Source organism: Limnohabitans lacus (genome assembly GCF_030053395.1).
Lineage (GTDB): Bacteria > Pseudomonadota > Gammaproteobacteria > Burkholderiales > Burkholderiaceae_C > Limnohabitans_A > Limnohabitans_A lacus.
In genome coordinates this window covers 173,978-194,606 of the sequence record NZ_JASGBH010000006.1, presented here as the reverse complement: position 1 = coordinate 194,606, position 20,629 = coordinate 173,978, and the positions used below count along the sequence as shown (strand labels likewise).

At 60.7% G+C, this 20,629-nt stretch carries 20 protein-coding genes, 1 tRNA gene and 1 pseudogene; 15 read left to right on the top strand and 7 right to left on the bottom strand.

The genetic code is table 11. The features are described from left to right. Positions 1–2: 2 nt before the first annotated feature. Both rpmA and rplU read right to left on the bottom strand, forming a co-directional pair. Positions 3–263, bottom strand: coding sequence for a 50S ribosomal protein L27 (gene rpmA, locus QLQ16_RS09960; protein ID WP_019426391.1), 261 nt, complete (start codon positions 261–263; stop codon positions 3–5). A 12-nt stretch (positions 264–275) separates the two neighbouring features. Next, a complete protein-coding gene (rplU, locus tag QLQ16_RS09955; RefSeq protein ID WP_053171757.1) occupies positions 276–587 on the bottom strand; it encodes a 50S ribosomal protein L21 in 312 nt (103 codons plus the stop codon). A gap of 207 nt (positions 588–794) precedes the next feature. On the opposite strand from rplU, the gene QLQ16_RS09950 reads away from it, so the two are divergent. From QLQ16_RS09950 to QLQ16_RS09920, 7 genes and pseudogenes are all read left to right on the top strand, one after another. Next, positions 795–1,778, top strand: coding sequence for a polyprenyl synthetase family protein (locus QLQ16_RS09950; protein ID WP_283224534.1), 984 nt, complete (start codon positions 795–797; stop codon positions 1,776–1,778). Positions 1,779–1,886: 108 nt separating this feature from the next. Further along, a pseudogene (locus QLQ16_RS09945) lies at positions 1,887–3,137 on the top strand (GspE/PulE family protein); the annotation flags it as partial. After that, on the top strand, positions 3,134–4,321 hold the full coding sequence (locus tag QLQ16_RS09940; RefSeq protein WP_283224533.1) for a type II secretion system F family protein: 1,188 nt from the start codon (positions 3,134–3,136) through the stop codon (positions 4,319–4,321). The pseudogene QLQ16_RS09945 and the gene QLQ16_RS09940, both read left to right, overlap by 4 nt. A 1-nt stretch (position 4,322) precedes the next feature. Beyond that, positions 4,323–5,153 (top strand): prepilin peptidase, encoded by an 831-nt coding sequence (locus tag QLQ16_RS09935; protein ID WP_283224532.1) that lies wholly within the window; start codon positions 4,323–4,325, stop codon positions 5,151–5,153. A 3-nt stretch (positions 5,154–5,156) separates the two neighbouring features. Then, the gene (gene coaE, locus QLQ16_RS09930; protein WP_283224531.1) at positions 5,157–5,774 is read left to right on the top strand and encodes a dephospho-CoA kinase; all 618 of its coding nucleotides are present in this window, start codon (positions 5,157–5,159) and stop codon (positions 5,772–5,774) included. A gap of 23 nt (positions 5,775–5,797) precedes the next feature. Next, positions 5,798–6,553 carry a cell division protein ZapD gene (zapD, locus tag QLQ16_RS09925; RefSeq protein ID WP_283224530.1) on the top strand — a complete coding sequence of 252 codons (756 nt, stop codon included), beginning with the start codon at positions 5,798–5,800 and terminating at the stop codon, positions 6,551–6,553. Beyond that, positions 6,550–6,765 carry a DNA gyrase inhibitor YacG gene (locus QLQ16_RS09920; RefSeq protein WP_283224529.1) on the top strand — a complete coding sequence of 72 codons (216 nt, stop codon included), beginning with the start codon at positions 6,550–6,552 and terminating at the stop codon, positions 6,763–6,765. Before zapD ends, QLQ16_RS09920 begins: the two co-directional genes overlap by 4 nt. Positions 6,766–6,848: 83 nt before the next feature. Here QLQ16_RS09920 and QLQ16_RS09915 read toward each other — a convergent pair whose 3' ends face one another. Then, positions 6,849–7,508 (bottom strand): c-type cytochrome, encoded by a 660-nt coding sequence (locus QLQ16_RS09915; RefSeq protein WP_283224528.1) that lies wholly within the window; start codon positions 7,506–7,508, stop codon positions 6,849–6,851. 106 nt (positions 7,509–7,614) lie between these two features. Between QLQ16_RS09915 and QLQ16_RS09910 the strand changes: the two genes are divergently transcribed. The 7 genes from QLQ16_RS09910 to QLQ16_RS09880 all read left to right on the top strand — a co-directional run bounded on the left by QLQ16_RS09910 (position 7,615) and on the right by QLQ16_RS09880 (position 16,200). Beyond that, positions 7,615–8,457 carry an AAA family ATPase gene (locus QLQ16_RS09910; protein ID WP_283224527.1) on the top strand — a complete coding sequence of 281 codons (843 nt, stop codon included), beginning with the start codon at positions 7,615–7,617 and terminating at the stop codon, positions 8,455–8,457. 10 nt (positions 8,458–8,467) lie between these two features. After that, complete coding sequence (locus tag QLQ16_RS09905) at positions 8,468–8,698, top strand: hypothetical protein (RefSeq protein ID WP_283224526.1); 231 nt, start codon at positions 8,468–8,470, stop codon at positions 8,696–8,698. Beyond that, complete coding sequence (locus QLQ16_RS09900) at positions 8,695–9,324, top strand: GNAT family N-acetyltransferase (protein WP_283224525.1); 630 nt, start codon at positions 8,695–8,697, stop codon at positions 9,322–9,324. The genes QLQ16_RS09905 and QLQ16_RS09900 overlap by 4 nt, the downstream gene beginning before the upstream one ends. Next, positions 9,318–10,502 carry a vWA domain-containing protein gene (locus tag QLQ16_RS09895; RefSeq protein WP_283224524.1) on the top strand — a complete coding sequence of 395 codons (1,185 nt, stop codon included), beginning with the start codon at positions 9,318–9,320 and terminating at the stop codon, positions 10,500–10,502. Before QLQ16_RS09900 ends, QLQ16_RS09895 begins: the two co-directional genes overlap by 7 nt. Further along, a complete protein-coding gene (locus QLQ16_RS09890) occupies positions 10,499–12,280 on the top strand; it encodes an autotransporter assembly complex protein TamA (RefSeq protein WP_283224523.1) in 1,782 nt (593 codons plus the stop codon). The genes QLQ16_RS09895 and QLQ16_RS09890 overlap by 4 nt, the downstream gene beginning before the upstream one ends. Beyond that, positions 12,280–16,077 carry a translocation/assembly module TamB domain-containing protein gene (locus tag QLQ16_RS09885; RefSeq protein ID WP_283224522.1) on the top strand — a complete coding sequence of 1,266 codons (3,798 nt, stop codon included), beginning with the start codon at positions 12,280–12,282 and terminating at the stop codon, positions 16,075–16,077. The genes QLQ16_RS09890 and QLQ16_RS09885 overlap by 1 nt, the downstream gene beginning before the upstream one ends. Positions 16,078–16,125: 48 nt before the next feature. Continuing rightward, positions 16,126–16,200 (top strand) — tRNA-Arg (locus tag QLQ16_RS09880). Between the two features lie 53 nt (positions 16,201–16,253). On the opposite strand, the gene QLQ16_RS09875 is transcribed toward QLQ16_RS09880, so the two are convergent. Next, positions 16,254–16,721 carry a hypothetical protein gene (locus tag QLQ16_RS09875; RefSeq protein ID WP_283224521.1) on the bottom strand — a complete coding sequence of 156 codons (468 nt, stop codon included), beginning with the start codon at positions 16,719–16,721 and terminating at the stop codon, positions 16,254–16,256. 120 nt (positions 16,722–16,841) lie between these two features. Between QLQ16_RS09875 and QLQ16_RS09870 the strand changes: the two genes are divergently transcribed. Continuing rightward, the gene (locus tag QLQ16_RS09870; protein WP_283224520.1) at positions 16,842–16,970 is read left to right on the top strand and encodes a DUF3149 domain-containing protein; all 129 of its coding nucleotides are present in this window, start codon (positions 16,842–16,844) and stop codon (positions 16,968–16,970) included. A 74-nt stretch (positions 16,971–17,044) separates the two neighbouring features. Here QLQ16_RS09870 and QLQ16_RS09865 read toward each other — a convergent pair whose 3' ends face one another. From QLQ16_RS09865 to QLQ16_RS09855, 3 genes are all read right to left on the bottom strand, one after another. Further along, positions 17,045–17,482, bottom strand: coding sequence for an Rrf2 family transcriptional regulator (locus QLQ16_RS09865; protein WP_283224519.1), 438 nt, complete (start codon positions 17,480–17,482; stop codon positions 17,045–17,047). A gap of 64 nt (positions 17,483–17,546) precedes the next feature. Further along, entirely contained in the window at positions 17,547–18,965 is a 1,419-nt protein-coding gene (pntB, locus tag QLQ16_RS09860) for a Re/Si-specific NAD(P)(+) transhydrogenase subunit beta (RefSeq protein ID WP_283224518.1), read from the bottom strand. 17 nt (positions 18,966–18,982) lie between these two features. After that, positions 18,983–20,554 (bottom strand): Re/Si-specific NAD(P)(+) transhydrogenase subunit alpha, encoded by a 1,572-nt coding sequence (locus QLQ16_RS09855; protein WP_283224517.1) that lies wholly within the window; start codon positions 20,552–20,554, stop codon positions 18,983–18,985. Positions 20,555–20,629: the final 75 nt, after the last annotated feature.

Below are 20,629 nucleotides of genomic sequence, written 5' to 3'. Positions count from 1 at the left end.
GCTTAAACAGCCGGGGTCACGTTCACCATGTGCTTGCTCAGTTCGCCTTTGGTAGAGAACGACACGTGGCCGTCCACCAGGGCAAACAAAGTGTGGTCCTTGCCGATGCCGACGTTGCTGCCTGCATGGAACTTGGTGCCGCGTTGACGAACGATGATCGAGCCAGCGCTGATCAGTTCACCACCGAAAGCCTTGACACCCAGCATCTTTGGCTTGGAATCACGACCGTTGCGCGTAGAGCCGCCGCCTTTTTTCTGTGCCATGACCTATTCTCCTCAGGCAGCGATTGCACCGATTTGCAGTTCGGTGAACTGCTGACGGTGACCCTGACGTTTTTGATAGTGCTTGCGACGGCGCATCTTGAAGATGTGCACTTTGTCGTGCTTGCCATGAGCCACCACAGTGGCTTTGACTGTGGCGCCGGACACCAGGGGCGTGCCGATCTTCAGGTCTGCGCCGTTGCCGACTGCGAGAACTTGATCAATCACGATTTCCTGGCCAACGTCCGCAGCAATCTGTTCTACTTTAATTTTTTCGCCAGCGACAACACGATACTGTTTGCCACCGGTTTTTATGACCGCGTACATAAATGACCTCTTTTGAATGGAAGTTTCCAAGGGCTGATCCCCAAGGAACCGAAGATTTTAGCACGATCCAGAGGTCAAAAGCAATCCCTCAGCCAGGTGTTCCCTTTGCAAGCCAGCGCCACGTCATGGGCTGTCCCTATAATTGTGTCAGTTTCAGCCCATTTTTCTGACCTCAGCCCCAGACTGAGGCCTCAGCCGGATTTTCACTTGTCTGCCTCCGAAAACAGCACCGCCGCCGTCCTTGCCCTGGTCGCCCCCGACATGGCCGAGGTGGACCGCGTCATCGCCCAGCGCCTGGACTCCGGTGTGCCCTTGGTGGGCGAGGTGGCCAAGTACATCATCTCGGCCGGCGGCAAGCGCCTGCGGCCTGTGCTTTTGTTGCTGACCTGCGGGGCTTTGGGTTACACCGGCGCACAGCGCCACAACTTGGCCGCCGTGGTCGAGTTCATCCATACCGCGACTTTGTTGCACGACGATGTCGTCGACGAATCCACCCTGCGCCGCGGCCGCCCGACCGCCAACGAAAGCTTTGGCAACCCGGCCAGCGTGCTGGTGGGTGACTTTTTGTACTCCCGCGCCTTCCAAATGATGGTCGACGCAGACAGCATGCGCGTGATGCAAACCCTGGCCGATGCGACCAATGTGATCGCCGAAGGCGAGGTCTTGCAGCTGATGAACATGCACGACGCCTCCCTGGACGAAGAGGGCTATCTGCGCGTCATCCGCTCCAAAACCGCCAAATTGTTCGAAGCCAGTGCGCGTTTGGGCGCCATCCTTGCGGGCAGCCCTGCCGCGATCGAGACCGCCTGCGCCGATTTTGGCCAGGCCCTGGGCACCGCCTTTCAGGTGATCGACGATGTGCTCGACTATGACGGCAACGCCGCCGAAATGGGCAAGAACCTGGGCGACGACTTGCGCGAAGGCAAAGCCACTTTGCCCTTGATTTTGGCCATGCAAAAAGGCACGTCTGAGCAAAGCCAGACCGTGCGCGAAGCCATCGAGACAGGCAGTGTGGACCGCTTGAGTGAGATCGTGGCCATCGTGCGCGAAACGGGCGCCCTGGAAGCCACACGCAACGCCGCCGCCACAGAAGCGCAACGCGCCATCGATGCGGCCCTGCAACTTCCCGACAACGCACACCGACAGGCCATGGTCGTGCTGGCGTCGCAATTGCTCAATCGCCGCACCTGAGCCCCAAAGGCCCTCCCCTGCCAAGCCGCTGAGTTCAGCGGCTTTTTTGTGGCCAAAAGCTGGCGCACCATTTACAAAGCTACGCCCTCAGACCATCATGCGCTGACAGAGGTATTCATTACCCAGGGAGGAGACATGCCAGAAAACGCTTTTGGCCGCGCGGCCCCCAGCGATGACGCGCCCGTGGTCCAGTACGTTCAGCAGTTGCTCGAGCAAGCGGTGAGGCTCAAAGCCTCGGACTTGCACTTTGAGCCCTACGAACACCATTACCGGGTGCGCATGCGGATCGATGGCCAACTGCGCGAAATGGCCATGCCCCCGATGGCCCTCAAAGACCGGCTGGCTTCGCGCATCAAGGTGCTGTCCAGGCTGGACATCGCCGAAAAGCGCCTGCCCCAAGACGGGCGCATGAAACTGCACCTGCCCACGGGCCGAGACATCGACCTGCGTGTGAGCACCCTGCCCACCTTGTTTGGCGAAAAACTGGTCATCCGGGTGCTTGATTCGGCGCAGGTCCAGCTTGATTTGCAGCAACTGGGCTACGAAGCCGAAGACCTGGATCGCTTGGTCCAAGCCATTCACAAGCCCCACGGCATGGTCTTGGTGACAGGCCCCACAGGTTCGGGCAAAACCCAATCGCTCTATGCCTGCCTGAACCTGCTCAACACCGCCGAGGTCAACATCGCCACCGTGGAAGACCCCTGCGAGATCCAGTTGCCGGGCATCAACCAGGTCAATGTGCAGGACAAGCCCGGACTGACCTTTGCCGTCGCCTTGCGGGCCTTTTTGCGACAAGACCCGGACATCCTGATGGTTGGCGAAATCCGCGACTTGGAGACCGCCAACATCGCCGTGCAGGCTGCGCAAACCGGGCATTTGGTCTTGTCCACCCTGCACACCAACGATGCCCCGGGCACCTTGGTGCGGCTGCGCAACATGGGCACCGCCAACTACAACATCGCCGCCAGCGTCACGCTGATCACCGCGCAACGCCTGGTGCGGTGCCTGTGCCCACTTTGCAAGCAAAAAACCACTTTGCCAGCAGATGCCTTGCTTCAAGCAGGACTGTCCGCCAATTGGCTGCCTTCAGACACCGTCGATGTCTACACACCCCAAGGTTGCGAACACTGCCACAAAGGCTTTGCAGGACGAACGGGCATCTTTCAGGTGATGCCGATGAGCCCTGCCATGCAAGCGCTGGTGCTGGGGGATGCCGGCGCCCAAGTGCTGGCCCTGCAAGCCCAGCGCGAGGGCGTGCCCAGCCTGCGCGTGGCAGGCCTGCGCAAAGTGATGCGCGGCATCACTTCGCTCGAGGAGGTGCTGGCCGCGACGCGCGAAGTCGAGGGAGACAGGCCATGAATACCTTTTCATGGAGCGCCCACGACGCACAAGGGCGCAGGGGTCAGGGCAAAGTCCAAGCCACCAGCGCCGCATTGGCGCAAGCCCAGTTGCGTCGTCAAGGCTGGCAAGAGGTGCAAGTGCAAAGGCTGTGGTGGAACACGGCAACGCCAGTGCGCACAAGGGACGTGGCGCAAATGACGCGCCAGTTGGCCGCCTTGCTCAAAGCGGGCGTGCCTTTGCTTCAGTCTTTACAGATGCTCTCGCGCAGCCTGCCCTCGGTCACATTGACCGAGGTGGTCCAGTCCTTGCAAAAGGATGTGGCTGAAGGACAAGCTTTGCACGTGGCACTGGCCCAACACCCATCACACTTCTCAGGCCTTTACATCAGCATGGTGCAAGCGGGCGAGTCGGCCGGCATTTTGGACGCCTTGATGGAACGGCTGGCCCAAACGCTCGAAAAAAACGAAGCCCTACGCTCGCGCATGCGATCGGCCTTGACCTACCCGGTGGCCGTGTTGGTGATCGCCAGCGCTGTGCTCGTGATGATCCTGGTGTTCGTGGTGCCAGTGTTCCAGGACGTCTTCAAAAGTTTCGGCGCCGAATTGCCTTGGGCCACGCAAGTGGTGGTGGGCTTGAGCGAGGCTTTGACCACTGCCGGGCCTGCCCTGTTGGCGGCCATGGTCTTGGGGATCTGGTGGCTGCGTCGACCCGCTCAGCGCGATGCGACATGGCAGGCGTTGCTCCAAAGCAGCTTGCTCAAAACGCCTTTGGTGGGCGCTTTGATCCAAAGCGCCGTGGTGGCCCGGTGGTCGCAAACCTTGTCGGCACTGCTGGCAGCTGGCGTGCCCTTGGCCGAAGCTTTGGGCCCCGTGGCGCAGGCCAGCGACCATCCGGTGTATGAACGCATCACGGGGCAATTGCAGCGGCAGGTGGCCCAAGGCAGCAGCTTGAGTGAGGCCATGGGCCGCACAGGCCGCTTCCCACCCATGATCGTGCAGCTGTGCAACACAGGGGAAGAAACCGGGTCGATGGACACCCTGCTGGCGCGGGCAGGCAGCCTGATGGAAGCCGAGATGGACGACCGTGTTAACGCTTTATCGAGTTTGCTCGAGCCGCTGATCATTGTGGTGCTGGGCGGCCTGATTGGCGGTATTCTTGTGGCCATGTATTTGCCCATCTTCCGCCTGGGTCAGGTTTTTTGACATGCCCATCGACTTTTTCAGCTGGACCTTGATCGCGCTGTTCGGTCTGGTGGTCGGCAGTTTTTTGAACGTGGTGATCCACCGCCTGCCGCGCATGCTGGAAGCCCAATGGGCGGCCGAAGCCCGCGAACAGGCTGGCCTTGAGGCCGCAGCCGAGGCCCCCTACAACCTGGCCTTGCCCCGCTCGCATTGCCCGCACTGCCAAACACCCCTGCGTTGGTGGGACAACATCCCGGCCCTGAGCTACCTGTGGCTGCGCGGGCGCTGCCGTCAATGCCAAGCGCCGATCGGTTGGCGTTACTTGGCCGTTGAACTGCTGACCAGCGCTTTGTTTGTCTGGAGCTTTGCGGCCAACGGCGTGAGCGCCAGCGCCATGGCCTGGGCCGGATTTGCCGCCGCCTTGGTGGCCTTGGCAGCCATCGATGCCGACACCACCTTGCTGCCCGATGCCATCACGCAGCCGCTGGTGTGGTCGGGTTTGCTGGCTGCCAGCTTGCAGTGGAGTGCCCAAAGCCTGAGCCAGGCCTTGTGGGGTGCGGTAGCCGGCTATCTGTTCTTGTGGACCGTCTATTGGCTTTTCAAGCTGCTCACCGGCAAAGACGGCATGGGCCAAGGCGACTTCAAACTGCTGGCCGCCCTGGGCGCTTGGCTGGGCTGGCCTTCATTGGTGTCGCTGGTGCTGATCGCGTCCCTCACGGGCGTGGCCGGCGGCTTGCTCATGCGGGCACGCGGCCAACTGTACGAAGACGGCTATATTCCTTTTGGGCCGTTTTTGGCCTTTGCAGGTTTGTGGGTCATGGTCTGGGGGCCCCTGCCTGGTTTGCAGCTTTAAACCATGAATTCACAACGCATTTGGCGCATCGGCCTGACCGGTGGCATCGGCAGTGGCAAAAGCACCGTGGCCGGCTTGCTGGCCCGTCACGGCGCAGCCGTGATCGACGCAGACGCGATCTCCCGCAGCGTGACCGCCACCGGCGGACGGGCCATTGCAGCGATTGCCCAAGCGTTTGGCCCACAAATGGTGGGGCCAGACGGCGCCATGGACCGCCAAGCCATGCGGGATCGCATCTTTCAGGATGTGCAAGCCAAACGCCAACTCGAAGCCATCATTCACCCCTTGGTCAGCCAGATCACCGCCGAGCAAGCTCAACACGCCTTGGACACCGGCCACCGCTGTCTGGTTTTTGATGTGCCCTTGCTGGTGGAGTCGGGCGAACGTTGGCGCCGCCAAGTGGACCGGGTTCTGGTGGTGGACTGCAGCACCGACACCCAGCGCCAGCGGGTCATGGCGCGCAATGGCTTGCCCGTCCAAGACATCGACCGGATCATCACCCAGCAAGCCAGCCGAGCCCAACGCTTGGCCTGTGCAGACGTGGTGATCGCAAACGAAAGCTTGAACTTGCTTGAATTAGAGGCGCAAGTCTCCCAAGTGGCCGCTGACTTCGGGCTATGATTGCGGGCACTGGAAGACGCCGCGTGATACTGTACGAATACCCCTTCAACGAACGCATCCGCACTTATTTGCGGCTGCAGCAATTGTTCAACCGCTTGGGCCAATTGATGGCCCGCACCGAAGCGGTGGACCACCACTTCGCTTTGACCACTTTGTTCGAGATCATCGAGGTGGCTTCACGCTCGGAACTCAAGTCGGACGTGCTCAAGGATTTGGAGCGTCAAAAACAGTTGTACAACGGCTACCGTGGCAATCCGGCCATCTCCGAAAAAGCATTGGACGGCCTGATCGCACAACTGGACGAGCACTTTGAAGCGCTCAACGAAGTCAGCGGCAAGATCGGCATGGGTCTGAGCGACAACGATTTCCTGATGTCCTTGCGCAGCCGCGTGGTCATCCCCGGCGGCACTTGCGAGTTCGACTTGCCTGCTTATCACGCCTGGCAGCACCACGATGCGCCAAGCCGCATCGCAGACCTGAGCCAATGGAGCAGCCCCTTTGCACCCCTGGCCCAAACGATCCAGCTGCTGCTCAACATGCTGCGCGAATCGGGCACCAGCCAAAAAGTCATGGCCACCGCCGGTCAGTTGCAGCAGAACCTGCCACAAGGCCGCACCTTCCAGTTGTTGCGCCTGAAAATCGATCCCGCGCTGAACATCACCCCCGAGATCAGCTGCAATCGCCTGCTGGTCGTGATTCGGATGATGCAGCAGCAAAGCGATGGCCGCCTGGTCGCCACCGCCGAAGATGTGCCCTTCGAGATGTCTTTGTGCGCATGAGCGACGCCCAGCAGCCCGAACCGATCCAAGCCCGCCAAGTCCGCTGCCCCGGCTGTGCGGGCCCAAGCCTTTACAGCAGTGCCAACCCCTACCGTCCGTTTTGCAGCGCCCGCTGTAAAGGTGTGGACTTGGGCGCTTGGGCCAGCGAAGAGTTCCGCATGCCTGAAGACAGTCCGCCAGACAACGAATTTGGCGACCCCAGACTGCAATGAAACACTGACGCCTGCATTTTCTGCAGGCCCCAATGCAAAAAGCCCGCTTGCGCGGGCTTTTTGCTGTCTGCCGATCCAGTGGATCAGCGGAATTTGGATTGGGGCACCACTTTCAAATCGCCTTCGAGCGAACCGACATAAGCCGACAGGGCTTTGAGTTCGGCGTTGGAGAACTGCTTGGCAATGCCGCCCATGACGCCGTTGCTGCGGCCCCAAGTGGATTGGTTTTCCACTTTGTAGGACTTCAAAGCGACAAACAAGAAATCTTTGTGCTGGCCAGCGATCTTGGGGTAGCTGGGGTCCACAGGCTTGGAGAAGTTGTCGCCGTGGCAAGACACGCAAGCGCCTTTCTTGAGCAACTCGGCCACTTTGGCGTCTGGTGCTGCGGGAGCGGCGGCCACGGCTTCGGTCTTGCCGTGCTGTTCGTAGTAAGCCGAGATGTCAGCGATGTCTTGATCGGTCAAGCTGGCCGCGATGCCGCGCATGGTGGGATGCTTGCGATCGCCTTTTTTGTAGGCGGTGAGTGCGGAGGCAATGTACTTGGCGTTTTGACCGGAGATCATCGGGACGCGATACACCTCTGGGAAGCTGGCCTGGTAGCCTTTGATGCCGTGGCAGCCGATGCACATGGCGATCTTTTGCTCAGCGGCTTTGGCGTCACCCTTGACTTCTTGAGCGTGGGCGGAAATGGCGGTCACAGAGGCGACAGCCAGAGCGAACATCGAGGACAACAGCTTGTTCATTTTGCTTAGACAATCCAAATGATTGATAAAAATCAAATGCGGATTATATCGGGCTGGCCCTCATAATCCTGACAAGTTTTTTCCCGCTGACCAAGAGACCCCCATCATGAAATTTCAAGGTACCGAAAAATACGTAGCCACCCAAGACCTGATGCTGGCCGTCAACGCCGCCATCACCCTCAAGCGCCCTTTGCTGGTCAAGGGTGAGCCCGGTACCGGCAAAACCATGCTGGCCGAGGAAGTGTCCGAAGCGCTGGGCCTGCCGCTTTTGCAGTGGCACATCAAATCGACCACCAAGGCCCAGCAAGGCCTGTACGAGTACGACGCCGTGAGCCGTCTGCGCGACAGCCAATTGGGCGAAGAAAAGGTCAAGGACATCGAGAACTACATCATCAAAGGGGTGCTCTGGCAGGCCTTCACCTCCGAAACACCTGTGGCCATCCTGATCGATGAAATCGACAAGGCCGACATCGAGTTTCCAAACGACCTGCTGCGCGAGATCGACCGCATGGAGTTCTATTGCTACGAGACGCGCCAGCTGATCAAGGCCAAGACCCGCCCACTGGTGTTCATCACCTCGAACAACGAAAAAGAATTGCCCGACGCTTTCTTGCGACGCTGCTTCTTCCACTACATCAAGTTCCCTGAAGCGGAAACCATGAAGCAGATCGTGGACGTGCACTTTCCCACGCTCAAGAAAGATCTGCTGGCCCTGGCCCTCAAGACCTTCTACGACGTGCGCAACCTGCCAGGTCTCAAGAAAAAACCCTCCACCAGCGAACTGCTCGACTGGCTGAAACTGTTGGTGGCTGAAGACATCCCCCTCGAAGCCCTGCAAAGCGCTGACCAAAAGGTCTCGGTGCCTCCTCTGGTGGGCGCCTTGCTGAAGAACGAGCAGGATGTGACTTTGTTTGAGAAACTGGTTTTCATGAACCAGCGCAACCGCTGAGAGGCTGGCCATGTCTGCACGAAAACTGCTGCTGGAAGGCCTCTCGGATGCCGTCGGCTTTGTCGGCGGCGCGGTCGCCGGTTACTGGATCGGCCAGCTCTTGGGCTGGAACATCTTCAGCGCCGGCTACAACAACGCCAGCATCGGCGCGATCTTGCTGGTCGGACTGGGCGGTGGCGGCGGTTTGCACCTGGCGCGGTTTTGGCGAGCCAAGCAACAACAAAATAACGACAAGGCATGAACGCCTTCGCGTCACCCCTCACCCTGACCGGCCAGCATGTGCGCTTGGAGCCCTTGTCGGCCACGCACCACGATGCGCTGGTGGAGGCGGTGCGCGACGGCCAATTGTGGCAACGCTGGTACACCGCGATTCCAGCCCCTGAGGGCATGACCGCCGAAATCCAACGCCGCCTGGACCTGCAGGCCCAAGGCAGCATGTGCCCTTTTGCCGTGATCGATCCGGCCACAAGCCAAGCGGTCGGCATGACCACCTACATGAACATCGACGCGGCCAACCGCCGCGTGGAAATCGGCTCCACCTGGTACCGCCAAAGCGTGCAGCGCACACCGCTCAACACCGAGGCCAAGCGGCTCTTGCTGAGCCATGCCTTTGAACAACTGGACTGCATCGCGGTGGAATTCCGCACGCATTTCTTCAACCAACAAAGCCGCCGCGCCATCGAGCGCTTGGGAGCCAAACTCGACGGCGTGTTGCGCAGCCACCAAATCAATCCGCACCCTCTGGCTGCTGGCACACTGCGCGACACCTGCGTGTACAGCATCATTGCCAGCGAGTGGCCCACGGTGAAAGCGCACCTTGGCCATCTGCTCAGCCGCTCCAGCATCAAGGACCCATCGCCATGCTGATCGATTTTTTCTACACCCTGCGTGCTGCCAAAGTGCCGGTTTCGGTGCGCGAGTTCCTCACACTGCTCGAGGCGCTCGAGGCCAATGTGGTCGGCCCCGCGTCGGATGCTTGCAGCATCGACGATTTCTACCACTTGAGCCGCACGGTGCTGGTCAAGGACGAGAAACACTTCGACAAGTTCGACAAAGCTTTTGGCGCCTATTTCAAGGGCGTGGAGATGTTGACCGACTTCACCAAAGACGTCCCGCTCGACTGGCTGGAAAAGATCTTGCAAAAAGAGCTCACGCCCGAACAAAAAGCAGCCATCGAGAAGATGGGCTGGGACGAGCTGATGGAGACGCTCAAAAAGCGCCTCGAAGAACAAAAAGAGCGCCACGAAGGTGGCAACAAATGGATCGGCACCGGGGGCACCTCGCCTTTTGGCAATGGCGGCTACAACCCACAGGGCATCCGCATTGGCGGCAAAGGCGGCAACCGCAGTGCCGTCAAGGTTTGGGACCAACGCGCCTACAAGGACTACGACGACCAACAAGAGCTGGGCACGCGCAACATCAAAGTGGCGCTGCGCCGCCTGCGCCGATTCGCACGCGAAGGCTCAGTGGAAGAGTTAGACCTGGACGGCACCATCCGCAAGACAGCGGCCAACGCGGGGTACCTGGACATCCTGATGCGCCCAGAGCGCCACAACAACGTGAAGGTGCTGCTGCTCATGGACGTGGGCGGCACCATGGACGACCACATCGCCCGGGTGGAAGAAATGTTCTCGGCCGTCAAAGCCGAGTTCAAGCACCTGGACTTTTATTACTTCCACAACTGCGTTTACGACTTCATGTGGAAGAATAACAAACGCCGCTTCGCTGAGAAATTCGCCACCTGGGACATCCTGCGCAAGTACAACAAGGATTACAAGCTGATCTTCATCGGCGACGCCACCATGAGCCCCTATGAGATTTTGCAAAAAGGCGGCAGCGTGGAATACAACAACGAAGAAGCGGGCGCCGAATGGCTGCAGCGCTTGACACACGCCTTTCCCAAATTTGCCTGGATCAACCCCGAGCCGCAAGGCGTCTGGCAGTACCGCCAGAGCATCTCCATCATCCAGCAGCTGATGAGTCAACGCATGTTCCCCTTGACCCTCAAGGGTCTGGAAGATGCCATGCGTTTGCTGAGCAAGTGAGTCGCGCTCTTGGCCTTCGAACCCTGATTTTGGCGTGCACCTTGTGGTGCACGCAGGCCTTCGCCCAAACGGCCGAGCCTTTGGCTTTCGAGCTGCGCATCGAGGCCAACGACAAAGACATCGCGCCCTGGATGGCGCAGCACTTAGGTTTGCAGCGCTACAAAAACCTGACCGACCTGGACGATCAGGAAATGGCCAAGCTGCTGCGCGATGCCGATGAGCAAGCCCGCGAATTGCTGGCCACGCAAGGCTACTTCAACCCCCAGCTGCAATGGCAGCTGGTCGCCACCCCCAGCGCCACCCACCTGCGCCAAGTCGACCTGAACATCGATGTGGGTCCTTTGGCGCGCATTGCAGCAGTGGACATCCGCTGGCAAGGCGACATCCTTGACCGGCCTGAAGCCCGCAAGCAACGCGAACAGGTGCTCACAGAATGGGCTCTTCCTGTCGGACAAGATTTCAGCCAAAGCCAGTGGAGCCAAGCCAAAACCCGGGCCCTGCGCCTGGTGCAGGCAGAGCGCTACCCGCAAGCACGCATCACCGACAGCCAGGCCGATGTGGACGCGCAGACCAACCAGGTACGGCTGTCGATCACCCTCGACTCGGGCCCCCAGGTCCACATTGGACCCTTGGTCATCACAGGCACCGAGCGCTACAGCGCCGAGCAAGTGGAGCGCTTGTCGCACCTGACACTTGGCGCGGTGTACAAACAAAACGATTTGCTGCTGGCGCAGCAACGCCTGGTGGTCAGCGGTTTTTACGACGCGGTGTTCGTCTCGCTCGATGCCGAAGGCGACGTGTCCGCCATGCCCATCAAGGTGGAACTGAAAGAAGCACTGCGCCAAAAATGGGTCATGGGTGTGGGCGTGCGCAGCGACAACGGGCCGCGTCTGACCGCGGAATACACCCAGCACCGCATCCCCGGCCTGGACTGGCGGGGCGTGACGAAACTGTCGGTCGACAAAGTGCAGCAAACCTGGGGCCTGGACCTGCTGGCGCCCCCCGATGCCAGCCTGTGGCGCTGGAACGGCTCGGCCCAACTCGATCACCAACAACTGGTGGGTTACGACGTGACCAGCCAACGGTGGCGCTTTGGCCGTACCCAACGCGAAGAGCGCACCGACCGTTCGTATTACGCGCAATACGACGCCGCCACCAGCACAGGCGCCTTGGTCGGTCAACGTGAATCGGTCAGCGCCAACTACGCCTGGACGTGGCGACGCCTTGACAGCCTGCCCTTCCCCACCCAGGGCCTGGCCGGCAGTCTGGAACTGGGCACAGGTCTGAGCTTGGGCGCTGAGCGTGAACCCTTCACACGCTGGTTGGCGCGCGGCATGTACCTGTTGCCACTGGGCCGCGAATCAGGCCGACTGGCCATCCGTGCAGAAGCGGGCAGCGTGATCAGCCGCGACACCTCGGGCTTGCCCACCACACAGCTGTTTGTGGCCGGGGGTGACAACAGCGTGCGCGGTTACGCCTTGTCGAGCATTGGTGTCACGCAAAGCAATGGCGCGATCGCTGCTGGCCGCTACATCAGCACCGGCAGCATCGAGTGGCAAAGACCCATACGCTGGGACCAGCAACGCACCGACTGGGAAAGCGCGGTGTTCGTGGATGCAGGGGCTGTGGCTGACCAGATGAGCCAACTCAAAGCCCAAATCGGCTACGGCGTGGGTGCGCGCTGGCGCAGCCCGATCGGGCCTTTGCGCATGGACCTGGCGTATGGCCAAGCGGTGCACAAATTGCGCCTGCACTTGAGCGTGGGCTTTGTCTTTTGATGCACAAGACCGACACCGACACACCCACCCAAGGGCCCAAGCGCCTCAGGGTTCGCCGCTGGCTCAGCGCCTCGGCCCTGACCGTGCTGGCGTGCGGTGCTGTGGCTTGGGGTGCTTATGGGTGGGCAGGCTCTGCAGGCTCACTGGCCAGCATCTTGCGGCTGGCCGCATGGCTCATGCCTGCAGGCCAAAGCCTGAGCGCAGATCAAGTGACCGGCAGCCTGCGCCATGGCGGCCGTGTGGGCCAGTGGCATTGGCAACAAGGTGCCTTGCAGGTGCAAGGCGAGCACACAGAGATCTCGCTGGACTGGTCCAAGCTGTGGCTTGGCCAACTGCCCCTGACCCGACTGGGCATGGGCAGCTTGCGCATCAACGATCAAAACCCGGCCAACCCAACGAAGCCGCTCACGCAACTGCGCTGGCCGTTGCACGTGGTCTTACCTTGGCAGATTGACCATCTGGCGTGGGCTGGCCCACCGGCTTTTCAAGCTTCAGGGCTCAAAGGCCATTACGCCTACAACGGGGCCGAACACCAGCTGCAGCTGGAACCTTTTGACGTGGCGCAAGGCCGCTACAGCTTGAATGCCCAACTGCAAGCGGCCTCACCCATGGCGCTGCAAGCGCAATTGCAAGGACAGGTCATCACCAGCGCAGGCGCCAGGCCCTTGACCCTGTTGGCGCAAGCGGCTGCACAAGGCACGCTGGCAGGCGCTGACGCCGCTTTGGCGCTGAGCGCCGAACTGCAACCGGCCACCGGCAGCGCAGGCATGCGCCTTCAAATGCAGGCGCGCATTCAGCCATGGCAAGAACAAGCGATCGATCAGGCCAGCGCCCAAGTGCAGCAACTGAACCTGGCGGCCCTTTGGCCTGGGGCCCCCCAAACGAGCTTGTCGGGCCAAGCGTCCATCGCACCGCAAGGCCCCACATGGCACATCCTGGCCGATCTGAAAAACCAAAGCCCCGGCCCTTGGAACCGCCAAGCCCTTCCCCTGAGCCAGTTGTCAGCCCAGCTGCAGCGGCAGGCCGATGGGCTTTGGCAAATCCAAGCGCTGCAAGCGCACATTGCCAAAGGCCGGGTGCAAGGCGAGGGCCAGCAAACCACTGCCGGCTGGACGGGGCGGGTCCGCATCACGGGCATCCAGCCCGATCAATTGCACAGCGCCTTGGCAGGCAGTGCCTTGGATGGCCAAATCCAAGCCCAGTCGATCGACGCTCGCACCGTGGCCGTGCAGGCCGACCTGACCGCCGACCGCAGCCCTCAAACACGGGCTGGCCTGCAGTGGGAGCGACTGCATCTGAAGGGCCTTTGGCAAGCCGCGCTGTGGGACATCCAATCGCTGGACGTGCAAGCCGCTGACGCCCGCCTGCAAGGGCAGTTCAGCTACAAGCCCACGCAAAAAACGGCGCAAGGCCAGCTGAAGTGGCAATCGCCCGGCCTGCAAGCCCAGGCCGAAGGCCTGCTGGCCCCTCAGCAAGGCCAGGGCCACATCCAACTCGACATCAGCGATGCCACCGTGGGCATGGCCTGGCTCAAGCGCTGGCCCGGTTGGACCGAACGGCTCCAAGGCTGGCAGGCCAGTGGTCCGGCACACATGCATGCGCAGTGGCAAGGCGGCTTCCAACAGAGCGACACGACGGTGCAGTGGCAAACCACACTGCCTCGCCTGACGGCACAGGCCAACAGCGCGGAACCTTTGCGCTTGCAAAAAGGCCAAGTCCAAGTGCAAGGTCGCTTGTCCGCACTGCAAGTGAACATCGATGCGCAGGTGCTGCGCGGCGCACAAACTTGGCGCCTGCAAACGCAAGCGAGCGCCGGCAGCTCAGCCTTGTCGGCCCTGGATTGGCAAGGCCAGATCGACAGCGCAGCACTGCAACTGTCCACACCCGAACAAGCCTCGCCCTGGAAAGCCCAGTTGAGCAGCCCAGTGCCTTGGCACTGGACCGCCACCGCCTTGGCCCAACAGCTGCGCTGGCAAGCCGGACGCGTTGCTTTGCAAGGCCCCATCCCAGGACAAGCGGTGCTGCAGTGGGATGCCGGTCAATGGCAAGCCAACGCAGCCCCAAAAGGCGCTGCATGGCCCACCACCATGGCCTTGTCGGCACGCATCGACGCCCTGCCCATGCGCTGGCTGCCCACCGGCTTTGGGCCCGAAGTGGAAAGTGATTTGCTGCTCAAAGGCCAAATCCAGCTGTCTCAAACGCCTGCACTGGCGGTGCGGGCCAAGCTCGAACGCAGCAGCGGCGATTTGCGCATCAACGCCGACAACAGCCCCAAGCAACGCATCAGCGCCGGGCTGCGAGAAGCCAGCATCGCCCTGAGCATTGACGATGCGCAGGCGGTGATGCAGCTGAACTGGGACAGCGAACAAATGGGGCGACTGCAAGCACAAGGCCAAAGCCGCTTGAGCCACGACGCCCAGGGCTGGCACTGGCCCGATCAAGCACCGGTCTCGGGGACCTTGAAGGCCCAGCTCCCGCGCGTGGGGGCCTGGTCCTTGTTGGCGCCACCCGGTTGGCGCGTGCAAGGCACCCTGGACACACAACTGAGCCTGAGCGGCACCCGAGCAGACCCGCAGTGGGAAGGCCAAGTGCAAGCCGACAACCTGGCCGTGCGCTCGGCGGTGCAAGGCATCGAGTTCAGCCAAGGTCAATTGCGGGCCAGGGTGCATGGCCAGCAAGTAGACCTAGAGCAATTGAGCCTGCGCGGCGCCGGTGCACAAGGCGGGCAATTGCAAGCGCAAGGCCAACTGACCTGGCTGCCACCCACAGGCGCCGCCAACGCATCCCCACTCGGTCAGGTGGACATGGTGCTGAACATGCAGGCCAAGGCCCTGCGGGTGAGCAACCGCGCCGATCGACGTCTGGCCATTTCGGGCCAAGTCAAGGCGCAAATGCACAAGGGCCAATTGCAATTGCGCGGTCTGGTGCAAGCCGACCAAGCCCTGTTCATCCTGCCCGAGGACAGCACCCCCACATTGGGCCAAGACGTGGTCATCACCGACAAACGCCGCGCGCAAGTGGCGGCCACTGACACCGCGCCCTCGGCGGGTACATCCATCTTGGGCACGCCCGATGTGCAAGTCACGCTGGACCTGGGGCCCGACTTTCAAGTGCAAGGGCACGGCTTGACCACCCGCTTGGGCGGCAAAGTGAATTTGATCAGCAACGCCGCCAGCAAAGGCACCCCGCGCTTGGTGGGCGAAGTCAACACCGAGGGGGGCCGCTACAAAGCGTATGGCCAACAGCTGAAAATCGAAACGGGCTTGCTGCGATTCAATGGCCCCTATGACAACCCGCTGCTCGAGATCCTCGCGATCCGACCCAATTTGTCGCAACGCGTGGGTGTTCAAATCACCGGCAGCGCCATGACGCCCAAGGTGCGTTTGTATTCCGACCCCGAGATGCCCGATGCCGACAAACTGGCCTGGCTGGTGCTGGGGCGCTCCGGGGCCAACGGTGGCGCCGAATCGGCCGTCTTGCAGCAAGCCGCGCTGGCCTTGTTCAGCAGCAACGGCAAAACCCTGGGCAGCGAAATGGCGGGCGCCCTGGGGCTGGACGAGATCTCGCTGGCCAACGGCAGCCGCAGCGATATTGGCAACAGCGCCACCGCCACAGGCGCCGCCGTCACCTTGGGCAAACGCTTGTCCAAAGATTTCTACCTGGTCTATGAAACCAGCTTGAAAGGCACCTTCGGTAGCTTCTATGTGTTCTACGACCTCTCTCGCCGCCTGACCCTGCGGGCGCAAACCGGGCAAGACAACGCGCTCGATTTGATCTACACCGTGCGCAAGGATTGAGGACGGGCCAAAAAAGGGGGCAGGTGTCGCCTGTAAAATCGCCACACCGCCACCGTAGTTCAATGGATAGAACTCTCCCCTCCTAAGGGAGTGATACAGGTTCGATTCCTGTCGGGGGCACCACACAGCCAAGCACCACGCAGCCAGCCCCCAAGCCACTCAGCGCGAACGTGGTTTCAACGCCCCATCCGCTCATCCAACAGGCTTTGATATTGGCTGCGCACACCAGGTGCTACCACCTTGGGGAACACGGGCACAAATTGGATGCGATCGCCTTGCGCCAAAAAGCCTTCAGCCCAGGCACCACAGAGCACGCCCTCTTCGCGCAAAGAAGCGTCCTTGGCCAACCAGGCAGCACGCATGGCCTGCACAGCATCGCTTCGTTTTTGAAGCACCGTCTCCCGCGTGCTGGCGCTCACCGGTTGCGGCAACTCCTGCAAATGCACGCGGGTGAAGATGTCGGTGGCTTTTGCGTGTTGGGCCGCCTGCTGCGCATCGTGATTTGGACCTTGCCCCAAGACTGCAAAGATGGCTGCGCAGTGCAGGGTCTGCGTGGCCAGCCGGGTTTCTTGTCCGATCGCGGCGCTACAACAGCCCACAAGTGTCACGAAAATCAGGGCCAAACGGGCTGTCAATGTCGTCATGTGTTTCCTTATTTGATCCAGCACAAACTTCATGCACACGCCCCATGGGACTTGCGATAAATCAATCTTCAAACTTTCACACGGCAGATCATGGCTGCACATGAATTGAAAGGATGCTCCATGAAAATGTTAATCGATCTTTTTTCGACGGACTACGGCCTGATGAGTTTGGGTGTGATCGTGTTCATGCTGTTGATGGCCGTATTTTTCTTGCGGCTCTTCCTCAACAAAATGAACAAGTCCGTGTGATTCACTTCATCGTGAATGGATGACAAATGCACGCCACTTTGTCTAACACCCCATGCAAGGCATGCACGATTTGATCAAGACTGAAAAGCCCCGATTTCCTGGGCCTGCATTTCAGCATTCAGTTGCATGCTTTGCTCACGGACCAATTGACCCAAACTGATGGCACGCAACTGTTTGAGCACTTGATTGTTGAATTCAGCCCATATTTCACTTTGCATGGATCGACTGATCCAATGGTCATCTTGATGCAAGGCATCATCCACGGCCAGTGCAATATCTGCGAGGCTGATGTCATCCGCATTCAAACGCAAGGAATAACCACCGCCAGGGCCTCGCGTGCTTTTTACAAGTTGCTGCCCCAGCAATTTGCTGAAAATTTCTTCCAGACTTGTGATTGAAATTTTGTGTCGTTCACTTATTTTTGAAATTGAGACGGGACCTTGCTGATGCTTCAAGGCAATTTCAATCATCGCCGTCACAGCAAAAGCTATTTTTGAACGCAAACGCAACACTTTGATCTTTCACACAAAACGATCAAACACCCATGACTTGTGATGTGAAGGCCGATATTCAGCCTCAAGCCTTCAAAGCCAGCAGGACTTCGTCCAGCATCTTCTTGGCATCGCCAAACAACATGCGGTTGTTTTCTTTGTAGAACAAGGGGTTGTCCACGCCCGCATAGCCGCTGGCCATGGAGCGCTTCATGACGATGCTGGTGCGGGCCTTCCAGACTTCCAGCACCGGCATGCCGGCGATCGGGCTGGTCGGGTCGTCTTGCGCAGCAGGGTTCACGATGTCGTTGGCGCCGATCACGATGGCCACATCGGTCTCAGGGAAGTCGTCGTTGAGCTCGTCCATCTCGAACACGATGTCGTAGGGCACTTTGGCCTCAGCCAGCAACACGTTCATGTGGCCCGGCATCCGGCCCGCCACCGGGTGGATGCCAAAGCGCACATTCACGCCTTTGTCGCGCAGTGTCTTGGTGATTTCAAACACCGTGTGCTGGGCTTGGGCCACGGCCATGCCGTAGCCGGGCACCACGATCACGTTTTTCGCGTCGCGCAGCAACTCGGCGGTTTCGGTCGCCAAGATGGGGCTGACTTCACCTTGGGGCTCGGCTGCTTCGCCCGTGGGCTTGGGCGCGGCAGCTGTGGTGCCAAAGCCCCCAGCGATCACGCTGATGAAGCTGCGGTTCATGGCATTGCACATGATGTAGGACAAGATCGCACCGCTGGAGCCCACCAAGGCGCCGATCACGATCAACAAGTCGTTGGAGAGCATGAAGCCGGTGGCCGCTGCGGCCCAGCCGGAATAGCTGTTGAGCATGGACACGACCACCGGCATGTCGGCACCGCCAATGGCCATGACCATGTGGATGCCAAACAGCAAAGCGATGGCGGTCATGATGATCAGGGGCACCATGCCTTCTTGCACCGTGTGGGCGTTCATGAACTCGCGGCCAAAGTAAACCACTGCGATCAAACCCACCAGGTTGAGCCAGTGGCGAGCGGGCAAGAGCAAGGGGCTGCCACCAATGCGACCGGACAACTTGCCAAACGCGGCCACCGAACCCGAGAAGGTCACCGCACCGATGAAGATGCCGATGTAGATTTCACCGGCGTGGATGGCGTGCGCTGCGCTGTCCAAATTCTTGGAAGCTTCGGGGTCCACATAGGTGGCGTAACCCACCAGCGCTGCGGCCATGCCGACCATGCTGTGCATCAGCGCCACCAGCTCGGGCATTTGGGTCATCTGCACTTTGCGCGCAGCGTACAGACCGATGAGTGCGCCCACCAGCACGGAGCCCACGATCATGGGAATGCCCTCGGCCGTGACTTGCGGGCCGAAGATGGTGGCCAGCACGGCCAAGCTCATGCCGATCATGCCGTAGAGGTTGCCGCGCCGTGCGGTTTCCTGGTTGGACAAACCGCCCAGGCTGAGGATGAAGAGAATGGTCGCGCCGATGTAGGCGACCGTGGCCAGACTTGCAGACATTCAGGTTCTCCTTCTTCTTATTTTCGGAACATCGCCAGCATGCGCTGGGTGACGGCAAAGCCGCCAAACATGTTGATGGCCGTCAGCACCAGCGCCAAAGCGGCCAAGATGGCGATCAGCGTGTTGGGCCGTCCGGCTGCGGCCATGGGCGAAATCTGCACCAGCGCGCCGATGGCAATGATGGAGCTGATCGCGTTGGTCACGCTCATAAGCGGGGTGTGCAGCGCGGGCTTGACGTTCCAGACCACCATGTAGCCCACAAAGCAGGCCAAGACAAACACCGTGAAGTGCGACAAGAAAGCAGCGGGCGCATAGGCACCCACCAGCACCAGCAGCACAGCGGCGACCGCCGAAACGATCAGCAACTGACCCACTGGCATGGGACCGGACGGCTCGCCGTGGCCGTGGCCTTTTTTGGCGACTGGCGCGGCAGTGGGCTTGGGAGCCGGCTTGGGGGCCACCACCAAAGGTGGCGCAGGCCAGGTGATTTCACCGTTCTTGATGACCGTCAGGCCCCGGATCGCGTCGTCTTCCATGTTGACGTTGATCACGCCGTCTTTGGTCTTGCACAGCTCTTCCGTCAAGCGGAACAGGTTGGTGCCGTACAGCGTGGACGACTGACGCGCCATGCGCGAAGCCAGGTCGGTGTAACCCACAATCGTCACGCCGTGCTTGACCACGGCCTTGCCGGGTTCGGTCAACTCGCAGTTGCCGCCTTGCTCGGCGGCCATGTCCACGATCACGCTGCCGGGCTTCATGCTTTGCACCATCTCGGCGGTGATCAGCTTGGGCGCGGGTTTGCCAGGGATCAGCGCGGTGGTGATGATGATGTCGCACTCTTTGGCCTGCTTGGCGTACATCTCGCGCTGCGCGGCCTGAAAGCCTTCGCTCATGACCTTGGCGTAACCGCCGCCGCCCGAGCCTTCTTCTTCGTAGTCGACCTTGACGAACTCACCGCCCAGCGAAACCACCTGGTCGGCCACTTCGGCGCGGGTGTCGTTGGCGCGCACGATGGCGCCCAGGCTGGCAGCCGCGCCAATGGCGGCCAAACCGGCCACACCGGCACCGGCGATGAACACTTTGGCGGGCGGCACTTTGCCCGCGGCCGTGATCTGGCCGTTGAAGAAACGGCCAAAGGCATTGGCCGACTCGACCACAGCGCGGTAGCCACTGACACCGGCCATCGAGGTCAGTGCGTCCATCTTCTGGGCACGGCTCAATGTGCGGGGCAAGGCGTCGATGGACAGCGCGGTGACCTTTTTGGCGGCCAGCTGCTGCATCAATTCGGGGTTTTGGGCGGGCCACAAAAAGCCGATCAAGGTCTGGCCTTCGTGCATCAGCGCCACTTCGTCGGCGGTGGGGGCACGCACCTTGAAGACGATGTCGCTGCCGCTCCACAGGGCTGCGGCGCTGGGCGCGATGGTGGCGCCCGCTTCGGTGTAAGCGGCATCGGACAGGTCGGCCAACTCGCCCGCACCTTGCTCGACCACCACCTCAAAACCGAGTTTGACCAGTTTGGTCACCACATCGGGGACGGTGGCCACCCGTTTCTCACCCGTGAATATTTCTTTTGGCACGCCAATGATCATGATTAGTCTCCTTGAGCACGGCATGAAAACCACGCATCAGAACGAAAAAATGGGGACTCCCTGGAGGGAGTCCCC